The sequence below is a fragment of the Brachybacterium phenoliresistens genome (assembly GCF_000576425.1).
Classification (GTDB): domain Bacteria; phylum Actinomycetota; class Actinomycetes; order Actinomycetales; family Dermabacteraceae; genus Brachybacterium; species Brachybacterium phenoliresistens.
Genome location: NZ_KK069989.1, coordinates 40,672 through 52,075 on the forward strand (window position 1 = coordinate 40,672; position 11,404 = coordinate 52,075).

7 protein-coding genes are annotated in these 11,404 nt (G+C 72.5%); 6 read left to right on the top strand and 1 reads right to left on the bottom strand.

Translation table 11 applies throughout. From position 1 onward, the window contains the following. Positions 1-55: 55 nt before the first annotated feature. On the bottom strand, positions 56-2,341 hold the full coding sequence (locus BF93_RS03260; protein ID WP_051486473.1) for a family 78 glycoside hydrolase catalytic domain: 2,286 nt from the start codon (positions 2,339-2,341) through the stop codon (positions 56-58). 490 nt (positions 2,342-2,831) lie between these two features. On the opposite strand from BF93_RS03260, the gene BF93_RS03265 reads away from it, so the two are divergent. The 6 genes from BF93_RS03265 to BF93_RS03290 all read left to right on the top strand — a co-directional run bounded on the left by BF93_RS03265 (position 2,832) and on the right by BF93_RS03290 (position 11,349). Beyond that, positions 2,832-4,121, top strand: coding sequence for an ABC transporter substrate-binding protein (locus BF93_RS03265; protein WP_232226176.1), 1,290 nt, complete (start codon positions 2,832-2,834; stop codon positions 4,119-4,121). Positions 4,122-4,125: 4 nt separating this feature from the next. Beyond that, entirely contained in the window at positions 4,126-5,049 is a 924-nt protein-coding gene (locus BF93_RS03270; RefSeq protein WP_038370646.1) for a carbohydrate ABC transporter permease, read from the top strand. After that, positions 5,046-5,876: a carbohydrate ABC transporter permease gene (locus tag BF93_RS03275; RefSeq protein WP_038370647.1), complete on the top strand. Its 831-nt coding sequence runs from the start codon at positions 5,046-5,048 to the stop codon at positions 5,874-5,876. Before BF93_RS03270 ends, BF93_RS03275 begins: the two co-directional genes overlap by 4 nt. Before the next feature lie 194 nt (positions 5,877-6,070). Next, on the top strand, positions 6,071-7,390 hold the full coding sequence (locus BF93_RS03280; RefSeq protein WP_038370648.1) for an ABC transporter substrate-binding protein: 1,320 nt from the start codon (positions 6,071-6,073) through the stop codon (positions 7,388-7,390). Positions 7,391-7,464: 74 nt separating this feature from the next. Continuing rightward, entirely contained in the window at positions 7,465-8,502 is a 1,038-nt protein-coding gene (locus BF93_RS03285; protein WP_198025333.1) for a LacI family DNA-binding transcriptional regulator, read from the top strand. Positions 8,503-8,595: 93 nt separating this feature from the next. After that, on the top strand, positions 8,596-11,349 hold the full coding sequence (locus BF93_RS03290) for a family 78 glycoside hydrolase catalytic domain (protein ID WP_038370649.1): 2,754 nt from the start codon (positions 8,596-8,598) through the stop codon (positions 11,347-11,349). Positions 11,350-11,404 lie beyond the last annotated feature (55 nt).

Consider the following 11,404-nt stretch of genomic DNA (forward strand, 5'->3'; position numbering starts at 1 on the left):
GACATGCCGCGGGCCCCGCCCCTCGGGATCGAGGAGCAGGGCCCGTGGCGGCCGATCAGAACTCGTGCGTCCCCGCGCCGACCTCGTGCGTGGTGCCGTCGGGCAGGACGACCGTCGCGCTCGCGCCCTCGGGGATGGCCACCTCGAGCTGGAACGGGCCGTCGACGGTGCGCCAGGCCACCTCGATGCGCCCGACGGCCGACTCGTAGGCGCCGCGCGCCCAGTCGAGGCCCGGCCCCGGGGTGGGCTGGACGAGGATCTGCGAGTAGCCCGGGGCGGCGGGGCGGATCCCGAGGACCACCTGGTAGATCCAGTCGGCCACCGCGCCGAGGGCGTAGTGGTTGAAGCTCGTCATCTCGCCGGGGTTGATGGATCCGTCCTCGAGCATGGAGTCCCAGCGCTCCCAGATCGTCGTCGCCCCCATGGAGACGGGGTAGAGCCAGGACGGGTTCCCCTCCTCCAGCAGCAGGCGGTACGCATCCTCGACATGCCCCGTCTCCGATAGCGCCCAGGTGACGAAGGGCGTGCCCGCGAAACCGGTGGAGACCCGGTAGCCGGCCGCGCGCACGACCTCGCTGAGCCGTGCCGCGGACTTCTCGCGCAGCTCCTCGGGGAGGATGTCGAAGGCGATGGCCAGGGAGTACACCGTCGCGCAGTCGGACAGGACGGTGCCGTCCTCGGAGACGTACGCGGACAGGAACGCCTCGCGGGTGCGGTCGGCCAGCTGCTGCCAGCGCTGAGCATCGGCCGGCTCGCCGATGAGCTCCGCGGTGCGGGCCGCGAAGCGGGCGGAGCGGATCAGGCAGGCGGTGGCGACCACGCCCTTGTCGGCCTTCGCATCGGCCGGCGCATGCGGGGACGCATCGGGGTCCAGCCAGTCGCCGAACTGGAACCCGGTGTCCCACAGCCCCGTGGGGGAGAGGGCCTTCTCGACCGACTCCAGGTGCAGCACCATGCCGGGGTACTGCTCGCGCAGCTGGTCGAGGTCGCCGTACGCGGTCCACAGCGCCTCGGCCACCCAGACGGCGGCATCGCCCCAGACGGCGGTCGCTCCCTTCCACGCCTCCGCCGCCTCGACATCCGAGCCGGGATCGAAGGCGGCGTACTTGAGGATGTCGGGGATGACGAAGGGGACGTAGCCCTCGGGGTTCAGGCGGGTCTCGGCCGCCAGGTCGATCAGCCAGGTGTGCAGGAACGACTTCACGTCGAACTGGAAGGCGGAGGTCGCGGCGTAGGCGGCGATGTCCCCGGTCCAGCCCAGGCGCTCGTCGCGCTGCGGGCAGTCGGTGGGCACCGCCAGGAAGTTGCCGCGCTGGGACCACACGGAGTTGGAGACCAGCTGGTTCACGCCGGCGTGGGAGGACTCGAACCATCCGGTGCGGGGGATGTCGGAGTGCACGACCACGGCCTCGATCGCGCCGGGGTCCAGCTCCCCGGGCCAGCCGGTGATCTCGGCGTAGCGGAAGCCGTGGAAGGTGAAGGTCGGCTCGAAGGTCTCCCCGTCGGCCTCGCCGGCCAGCACGATCGTGTCGGTGGCGGCGGCTCCGCGCAGCGGGCGCGTGCCCAGCTCCTCGTGCTCGAGCACCTCGGCGTGGCGCAGCGTGATCTCGGTGCCGGCGGGCCCGGTGACCGTCAGCCGCAGCCACCCCACCAGGTTCTGGCCGAAGTCGACCAGGGTCCTGCCCGAGGGGGAGGTCCAGATCTTCTCGGGGGCGCGGGCCTCGTGGCGCAGGATCAGCGGGGAGGACTGCTCGATGAGCGTGCCGCGGTCGATGTCGCCGACGGCGGCGGGCACCGGCGCCGGGGCCTCGCGGCGGCGGTCCTCGCGCTGGCCGCCGTAGATGCTCGCGGACTCGATCGCGGTGGTGGTCGCTCCCCAGGTCTCGTCGGTCGTCACGGTCTGCCTGCTGCCGTCGCGATAGGTGATGACCAGGGCGCCGAGGAAGGCGGTGGAGTCCCCGTAGTTGGCCTGGGCGCCGGCGAAGCCGAAGTCGCCGCGCCACCAGCCTCCGGCGAGGACGACGCGCACCTCCAGCCGGTCGCCCGCGGCGCGCACCAGCGCGGTCACGTCGAAGCGCTGGACCTGCAGCCGCGTCTCGTAGACGGTCCACCCCGGGCTCAGGACGGCCTCGCTCACGGGCGTCCCGTCGATGCTCGCCTCGTAGACGCCGTGCGCGGTCGCGAGCAGCTCGGCGCTCTCGACCTGGTCGGCCGGGGAGTCCAGGTCGACGGTGCGCAGGAAGGCATGCACGTCGGTGACGGCGCGGGGGAGGGACTCCGGCGCGCAGATGGCGGTCGCGGAGTCCAGGACGGAGAGAGCGGGGGCGGGGGTCGTGGTCATGGAGAGCACCTCTGGTTCGGTGATGGTCGAGGGATGGTGCGGGAGCCGCGACGGCGGCGTCGCGGCGGAATGCGTCGGTGGGAGCCGGGCACGGATGCGCCGGCGGGGCGGTCCCGGGTGCGGCGGCGGATCGAGCCACCGGGTGCCAGGGCGTGAAACGAATCAACCGGAAGCTAGCACGCCGCTGCGGAGGGCGACAAGCATGCCGGTGAAGGCCTCGGGGCCTCGCCCGGGCCCTGGCGGGCGCCCGGCCCGGGGTCGGTCATCCCGGGCCGCGCCCGCGGCACCCCCGGCTGGCCTGCCGGTAAGCGTTTCCCCAGGCTGTCCCGGGATTTCGGGAGGTCACGAAGCGGTGTCGCGTCGTTGACAGCCGCCGCACCCGGGCCTACTCTCGTCATGCTTGGAGCGTTTCAACGACGTTCCTCCCTCAGTCCCTCCGACCCGGACGGGACGCGACCCGACAACGAAGTGGGGACGACCGACCATGTTCATGAACCGACGCTCTTTCCTCGGCGCGAGCGCCGCGGCAGCCTCCGTCATCGCGATCACCGGCTGCAGCCGCGGCGGTGGCGGCGGCGGAGGGGTCACCTTCCTGATCGACAACGATCCCAGCGCCGTGGCCGGGGCGGAGGCGCTCACCGAGGCGTTCAACTCCTCGCAGGAGGAGTACACCTTCTCCGTCGACACGCGACCCGGCGGCACCGAGGGCGACAACCTCGTCAAGACCCGCCTGTCCACGCAGGACATGCCGGACGTCTTCGTCTACAACTCGGGCTCCCTGTTCCAGGCCATCCGCCCCACCCAGAACCTCACGGACCTCTCCGACCAGCCGTGGGTCTCCCGTCTGCAGGAGAGCTTCGTGCCGGCCGTCTCCGCGGAGGACAAGGTGTACGGCGCGCCCTACGGCGGCGCCTCCGCCGGCGGCATCATGTACCACCGCCCCACCTACGAGAAGCTGGGCCTGGAGATCCCGCGGACCTGGGACGACTTCATCGCCAACTGCCAGGCCGCCCACGCCGAGGGCGTCACCGGCATCATCCAGAGCTTCGGCGACACCTGGACCTCGCAGCTGCTGGTGCTCGGCGACTTCCACAACGTCGCGGCCAACAACCCCGACTTCGCCGAGCAGTACACGGCCCACCAGATCGGCTTCGCGACCGATCCCAACGCCCTGCGCGGCTTCGAGCACACCGCCGAGGTGTGCAGCTCCGACTTCATCAACGAGGACTACGTCTCGGCCACGTACCAGCAGGCCATCGGGTACGTCGCCGCCGGCGAGGGCGCCCACTACCCGATCCTCTCCAGCGCCGTCGCGGAGATCGCCGCGAGCACCCCCGACCTCGTCGAGGACCTCGGGTTCTTCGCCATCCCGGGCGAGGACGCCGCGAAGAACGGCCTGACCATCTGGCTGCCCAGCGGGATGTACGTCCCCGCCTTCGCGGAGAACCCCGACGCCGCCCTGGCCTTCATCGAATTCGTGACCTCCCAGGAGGGCCTGGACATCCTCGCCGCGGAGGCCCCGCCGACCGGCCCCTACATGGTCACCGACGTCGACCTGCCCGCCGAGGTCCCCACCGCGACCAAGGACCTGCAGGTCTACTTCGACACCGAGGGCGCCACCACCCCCGCGCTCGAGTTCCTCTCCCCGATCAAGGGGCCGAACCTCGAGAACATCCTCATCGAGCTGGGCACCGGCTCCATCGATGCGAAGACCGCCGCCCAGAACTACGACAAGGACGTCGAGAAGCAGGCCCAGCAGCTGGGCCTGGAGGGCTGGTGATCCGATGGCGACGACAGCCGCCCCGGCCGCGCTCACGGCCGCATCGCCGCCGCGGCGCCGGGCCCGCAGCTACCTGCACCGCAGCTACCCGCTGTGGTACTACCTGCCCGCCGCGGTGCTCTTCCTCGTGTTCTTCGTGGTGCCGACCTTCGCGTCGTTCTTCTTCAGCCTGACGCGCTGGTCGCTGTTCGACTGGGAGTTCATCGGCCTGAAGAACTACGCGCAGTTCCTCAGCGAGCCGCAGATGATCGGCTCCCTGCGCAACACGGTCGTGTACGCCTTCCTCACCAGCGGGGCGAAGGTCGTGCTCGGCATGGCGCTGGGCCTGCTGCTGACCTCGCAGATACGGGCCCGCGGCCTGCTGCGCTCGATGGTGTTCTTCCCCGTGCTGGTCTCGACCATCGGCGTCGGCATCATGTTCACGACGATGATGCATCCGACCGAGGGGCTCATCAACAGCGCCCTGTCGATCGTGGGGATCGAGGGCCCGAAGTGGCTCGCGAACCCCCAGCTCGCGCTGATCTCGGTGGCGCTGGTGGACATCTGGAAGGGCGTGGGCCTGGCCACGGTCATCTACATGGCCGGCATCACCGCGATCCCGGTCGAGTACTACGAGGCCGCGAAGGTCGACGGCTCCAGCGCCGCCAGCTCCTTCTGGCACATCACCCTGCCGCTGGCGCGGCCGGCGACGTTCACGGTGATCACGCTGTCGCTGATCGGCGGCCTGCGGTCCTTTGACCTCATCTGGGCGATGACCAAGGGCGGCCCGGGATTCGCCTCCGACGTCCTCGCGTCCGTCGTCTACAAGCAGTACCAGGCCGGGTTCTACGGGCTCTCCACCGCCGGGAACGTGGTCATGTTCATCGTGGTCATGGCGATCGTGCTGCCGCTGAACTACTTCATGCGCAAGGCGGAGGTCGAGCAATGAGGCATCAGGTCCGTGTCAACGTCGTCAGCGCGCTGACGTTCCTCGTCTTCTTCGTGGTCTTCGTCGTGCCGTTCGCGCTGGTGATCAACAATGCGGTGAAGGACCGGCAGGAATCGGCGAAGCTCGACCTGTCGATGCCCACCTCCTTCCATCTGCTGGAGAACCTGCAGGAGGTGTTCGCGGCCCGGGACTACATGCTCGTCACCGCGATGATCAACTCGACGATCCTCACCGTGACCTCGGTGGCGGCGATGGTCGTGGTCGCCGCGATGGTCGGGTTCGTCCTCCAGCGCCGCAGCAGCCGGGTGAACGGGCTGGTCAACGCGATGGTGCTGATGGGGCTGATCGTGCCGCCGGCCGTGGTGCCGACGATCTGGGTGCTGCAGAGCCTGGGGCTGTTCAAGACCCTCCCCGGCCTGATCCTCATCGAGATCACCTACGGGCTCGCGTTCTGCGTCCTGCTGTTCCGCGCGTTCGTGAGCACCGTCCCGCGGGAGCTGGACGAGGCCGCGATCATCGACGGCTGCGGGCCGCTGCGTCTGTTCTTCCAGGTGATCCTGCCGCTGCTGAAGCCGACCGTGGTGACCGTGATCGTGGTGCAGTCGGTGGCCGTGTTCAACGACTTCGTCCACCCGCTGTACTTCCTGCCCGGCGACGAGAACGCGACCGTGCAGCTGACGCTGTACAACTTCCTGAGCCAGTACTCCACGCAGTGGAACCTGCTGTTCATGGACATCCTGCTCATCACCATCCCGCCGCTGCTGGTCTTCCTGTTCTTCAACCGCCAGATCGTCGCCGGCATGACCTCGGGAGCGGTCAAGGGCTGATCGACGACGGCTCCGCCCGGAGGCGGCGCGAGGGACGAGCGTCGCCGCAGGGCGGTGCCGAGGAGATCGGCCGGAGGAGAAGAGGCTGATCGACGACGGCTCCGCCCGGAGGCGGCGCGAGGGACGGCTCTTGCACGTTTCAAAACGCTGTGACTAGGCTCGAAGCGCCGCACCCGCCGTTCGAAGGAGAACAGATGCCGGCCCATCCCCGCCCCCTGCCCACCTCCCGACTCCCGCGCCGCGCCGCCCTCGCGGTCCCGCCCGCCCTGCTCGCCCTCTCCGCCTGCGGGCCGAACCGGTCCGGAGGCGGCGACGGCGAGGGCGGCGACGGCTCCCTCCGCTTCGCGTGGTGGGGCAACGAGAAGCGCGATGCGCTCACGAACCAGGCCCTCGAGCTGTACCTCGAGCAGCACGACGGCGTGAGCGTCTCGGCCGAGCCCACCGACTGGGGCGGCTACTGGGACCGGCTCGCCACCCAGATCGCCGGCGGCGACATCCCCGACATCATCCAGATGGACGAGGGGTACCTGGCCGAGTACGCCAGCCGCGACGTGCTGCTGGACCTCTCGGGGACCGACCTCGAGACCTCGGCCTTCGACCCGGCGGCGCTGGATGCCGGCACGGTCGACGGCGGGCTGTTCGCGATCAACGCGGGGATCAACGCCCCCGTGCTGCTGGCGAACCCGGCCGTGTTCGAGGCGGCCGGCGTGGAGATGCCCGACGACTCCACCTGGACGTGGGACGAGCTCGTCGACCTCGCCTCCCGCATCACGGAGGGCACCGAGGACGGCACCTACGGCGTGCAGCAGCTCGGCATCCAGGGCGATCCGCCGCTGAGCGTCTTCCTGCGCCAGCTCGGCGCGCAGAGGTTCTCCGACGAGGGGATCGGCTTCACCGCCGAGCACCTCCAGCAGTGGATGGAGCTCGCCCTGCGCCTGCAGGACACCGGCGCCGCCCCGCCGGCGGACGTCGCCGTCGAGGAGTCCGGGCAGACGGTCGACCAGTCCCTGTTCGCGGTCGGCCGGTGCGCGCTGCAGTCGCAGTGGTCCAACCAGATCGTCACCCTCGACGGGCCGCTGGACGGGACCGTCGTCCCCCTGCGGATGCCGTCGATGACCGGCTCGGCGGCTGATGCCCAGCTCTGGTACAAGGCCTCGATGTACTTCTCCGTCTCGGCGAGCTCCTCGAACCAGGATGCCGCCGTGGCCCTCGTGGACTGGCTGGTCAACTCTCCCGATGCCGGGAGGATCCTGCTGGCCGAGCGCGGCGTGCCCGCCAACCTCGACGTGCGGGAGGCGATCGCGGGGGAGCTCGGGGCCTCCGATGCGAAGGCGGCGGACTTCATCGCGGCCATCGCCGAGGAGCTGGGCGACCCGCCGCACATCACCCCGCCGGGCGGCAGCGCCGTCGGCGATGCGGTGCAGCGCGCGATGGAGGACGTCGTCTTCGGCCGCGCGGACCCGGCGACCGCGAGCGCGGCCGCGGTCGCCGAGGCCGAGGCGGCCCTGGGCTGAGCGGAGCCGCCGCGGAGCGCCGCCCGGGCCGATAGGCTCCAGGCAACCCTGACCAGCGAAGGAGCATGCCCGACATGGCAAGCATCAAGGACGTGGCCCGCGCCGCCGGCGTGTCCATCGGCACGGTCTCCAACGTCCTGAACCGGCCCGACATCGTCTCCCCGGCCCGGCGCTCGGCCGTGGAGGCGGCGATCGCGGAGCTCGGCTACGTGCGCAACGACGCGGCCCGGCAGCTGAAGGCGGGCCGCTCCCAGACCGTCGGGTGCATCGTCCTGGACATCTCCAACCCGTTCTACGCCCAGCTCGCCGCCGGCGCGGAGATGGCGGCGGAATCCTCCGGCATCGGCGTGCTCACCGGGAACTCGGGCCATCGCGTCGAGCGGGAGCGCCTGCAGCTGTCGCTGTTCGAGGAGCAGCGGGTGCGGGGCATCCTGCTGGCCTCCCGCGGCGGGACCGAGGACCTGGTGCGCGCCATCCATGACCGCGGCACCCCGATCATCCTCATGGAGACCGATGAGCACGAGGACTCCTTCTGCTCCGTCTCCACCGACGACCGCGCGGGGGGCCGCATGGCCGTCGCGCACCTGCTGCAGACGGGCCGGCGGCGCATCGCCGTGGTCGCCGCGAAGCTCGAGCTGCGCCAGGTCGAGGCCCGCATCGCCGGGGCCCGGGCCGCGGTGGACGCCGTCGAGGGCGCGAGCCTGGAGATCATCGAGGCCGATGACCTCACCGTCCTCGCCGGCCGGGCGGCCGGCTCCGCGATCGCCGCCCGCCCAGCGCGGAAGCGGCCCGACGGCGTGTTCTGCGTCAACGACCTCGTCGCCGCCGGCGTGATGCAGGCCTTCGCCTTCGAGGACCGCATCCGCATGCCCGAGGATGTCGCGCTGATCGGCTACGACGACATCGCCTTCTCGCGCAGCACCATCGTCCCGCTCAGCTCCGTCGCCCAGGCCGCCGAGATGATGGGCCGCACCGCCTACGCCCTGCTCGAGGAGGAGGTCGCCTACGGCGACGAGCACGTGCACCGCCACGTGACCTTCCGCCCCGAGCTCGTGGTGCGCCGCTCCACCGACCCGGAGGCGAAGGACCCGATGGAGACCGACGGGCGCTGACCCCACCGCACGCCGCGCCGGCCGCCCGACGGCCGAGCCGCGGCCCGCACCCCACCGGACCAGCCCGAACCCCACCGGACCAGGAGGTCCCCCATGCCCGTCGCCGCCGACGCCGGCCCGTCCGCCGATCCCTCCCTCGGGCATCTCGCCGAGGCCGCCGCGATCTGGGCCCCCGCGGCTCCGGTCCCCTGGAGGGACGTGGTGCTCGAGGCGACCGTGCGCCGCGACGCGATCCGCCAGGACGGCGCGCGGCCCGTGGTCGGAGCCGGCATGGACACCGACGGCGCCCGCCGGTTCCAGCTGCTGGTGCGCGCGGCCGATGCCGGCACCGCGTACGTCGCGACCGTCGACCCCGAGGCCGGCCGGGCGAGCCTCGTCCTGCTGCAGGCCGGCGTCGAGACGCCGCTGGCCACGGGGGAGTGGCCGCTCGAGGACCGCGCCGAGGAGACCGTCCGCCTCGCCGCCCGCGGCGACCGCCTCACCCTCGAGGTCGGCGGGACGGTGATCCTCGAGGCGCGCGACGGGACGCTCGCGCACGGGGCCGTGGGCATCGGCTGCCCGGGCCGCGCCCGCGCCCAGATCCTGCGGTTCTGCGCCCGCGACGGCGAGGGCGCCCTGCTGGCCGGGGACGGCACCCCCTGGGACCGCCCTGCCAGCGGGGAGCGCGACGAGGACGGGGTGCTCCACCTCGCCGAGCGCTCCCGCGGCCTGCTGCCGCCGCAGGCCCAGTGGGCCTTCCTGCGCCGCGGGTTCGACCTCCCCGCCGATCAGGCGGTCCGCTCGGCGACGGTGCGCCTGGCCGCCGCATCGGCCGAGCCGGCCCGGCAGTTCGTGGCGCGGGTGCGCCTGAACGGCCAGGAGCTGGGCCTCGGTCCCGTGCGCGCCATCGCGCAGGAGCATCGGGTCGAGGTGCTCGATGCCGCCGCGGCCGTGCGCCCGGGGGCCAACGCCCTCGGCATCATCGCCTGCACCAGCGCCGACCAGCGCGTCCAGCTCGAGCTGGAGGTCGTCCTCTCGGGCGGCGCGGTGCACCGGATCCTCACCGACGGCAGCTGGCGCGCCCTCGCCGGGGACGCCGCCTACCCGCCGGCCGGCAGCATCGGCACCGGCTACTTCTCGGCCCCGCGCGAGCATCTGCGGGCGCCCGCGTACCCGCACGGCTTCGACCTGCCCGGCTTCGACGACTCCGCCTGGGACGCCCCCGTCCTGCGGCCCTCCCTGGCCCCGCTGGCGGTGAACCCGGCCCGTCCCGTGCGCGCCGTGATGCATCGGCCCATCTCCTCGCGGCGGCTCGCCGACGGCACGCTCGCCCTGGACCTGGGCGGGACGGTCGTCGGCGGCCTCGCCCTCGAGGGCGTGCCGGAGGCCTGCGACCTCACCCTGCGCTTCGGGGAGATGCTCGACGCCGACGGCCGGGTGCGCTCGCGCCTGTCCACCGGCAACCACTACGAGGACCGCTGGGAGCTCACCGGGCGGCAGGGCCCCGTCGCCACCTGGGGATGGAGGGTGTTCCGCTATGCCGAGATCAGCGGGCTGCCCGAGGGCTTCGACGCCTCCGGGATCCGCGCCCTCGGCCACGAGCTGCCCCTGGGGGAGCTGAGCACCTACACCGCGAGCGACCCGGCGCTGCAGCGGATCCTCGACCTGTGCACCCGGACCATGGTGCAGAACAACGGGAACCTGCTGGTGGACTCGTGGAGCCGCGAGCGCGAGCCCTACGAGGCCGACGCCTACCTCCAGGCCCGCGCGAACGCCGCCCTGAGCACGGACGAGCCCTTCGCCGGCTACGCGCTGGACTACCTGCTGCGCCGCCGCACCTGGCCCACCGAATGGCCGTTCTACCTGGTGCTCCTGGCCTGGCACCACTACCTGCGCTTCGGGGACCGCGAGGCGCTCGCGCGCCGCCGCGACCAGCTGGCGCAGCTGCTGCCCCTGGCATGGATCGACCCCGCGACCGGGCTGGTGCGGAAGCGGCACGGCAGCGACGGCTCGAGCAGCCGGATCGACCACGACATCGTCGACTGGCCCCCGTCCGAGCGGGACGGCTACCTCTTCGGTCCGGTGAACACCGTGGTCAACGCCGTCGCCCTCGGGGCGATCGACGCGATGGCGCGGATCGACGCCGCGCTGGAGCACCCCGGGGCCCGGCGCCACGCCGAGACCGCCGATGCCCTCCGCGCCGCCATCGGCGCGCACCTGTGGGACGAGGCGCAGGGCACCTACCACGACGGCCTCGACGCCGACGGCGCGCCCCTTCCCCATGCCGGCTCCCACGCCGGGGCCTTCGCCGTGTCCATGGGCGCGGCCGACGCCGAGCGCACCCGCCGCACGGCCGACTTCCTGGCCCGGCGCGGCATGCGGGTGAGCGTGTACGCGGCGCCCTACCTGCTGGACGCCCTGATCCTGGGCGGCCGGGCCGATGCGGCGCACGCCCTCCTCGTCGGGACGGGAGAGCGATCCTGGACGGCGATGCTCGAGGCGGGCGCCGGCGCGACCATGGAGGCCTGGAGCGAGCGGCTCAAGCCCAACGTCAGCTGCGCCCACCCCTGGGCGGCCTCCCCGCTGTTCCTCGTGGCCGAGTCCTTCCTCGGCCTGACGGCCCTGGTCCCCGGCTGCTCCGAGGTCGCCCTCGTCCCGCAGCTGCCCGCCGCGATGGGGGAGATCCGCGCCCGCATGATGCTGCCGCCGGGCTGCCTGGAGGTCCTCGCCCGCACCGACGCGGAGGGTCTCACGCAGCTCGCCGTGACGGTCCCGGAGGGCATGACCTGCCGGGTCGGCGAGGGGGCCGGCGCCCCCGTGCTCGGCCCCGGCCGGCACACGGCCTCCGTGCCCGGCCCGCCGCAATGATCCCGCCCGGCTCCCGGCGGTGATCCCGTCCGGCCCGCCGCAGGGACCGCACCTG

What these genes read in the sequence shown, in the direction of transcription:
- BF93_RS03260 (WP_051486473.1), bottom strand. Translation starts at nt 2,341, where the DNA reads ATGACCACGACCCCCGCCCCCGCTCTCTCCGTCCTGGACTCCGCGACC.
- BF93_RS03265 (WP_232226176.1), top strand. Translation starts at nt 2,832, where the DNA reads ATGAACCGACGCTCTTTCCTCGGCGCGAGCGCCGCGGCAGCCTCCGTC.
- BF93_RS03270 (WP_038370646.1), top strand. Translation starts at nt 4,126, where the DNA reads ATGGCGACGACAGCCGCCCCGGCCGCGCTCACGGCCGCATCGCCGCCG.
- BF93_RS03275 (WP_038370647.1), top strand. Translation starts at nt 5,046, where the DNA reads ATGAGGCATCAGGTCCGTGTCAACGTCGTCAGCGCGCTGACGTTCCTC.
- BF93_RS03280 (WP_038370648.1), top strand. Translation starts at nt 6,071, where the DNA reads ATGCCGGCCCATCCCCGCCCCCTGCCCACCTCCCGACTCCCGCGCCGC.
- BF93_RS03285 (WP_198025333.1), top strand. Translation starts at nt 7,465, where the DNA reads ATGGCAAGCATCAAGGACGTGGCCCGCGCCGCCGGCGTGTCCATCGGC.
- BF93_RS03290 (WP_038370649.1), top strand. Translation starts at nt 8,596, where the DNA reads ATGCCCGTCGCCGCCGACGCCGGCCCGTCCGCCGATCCCTCCCTCGGG.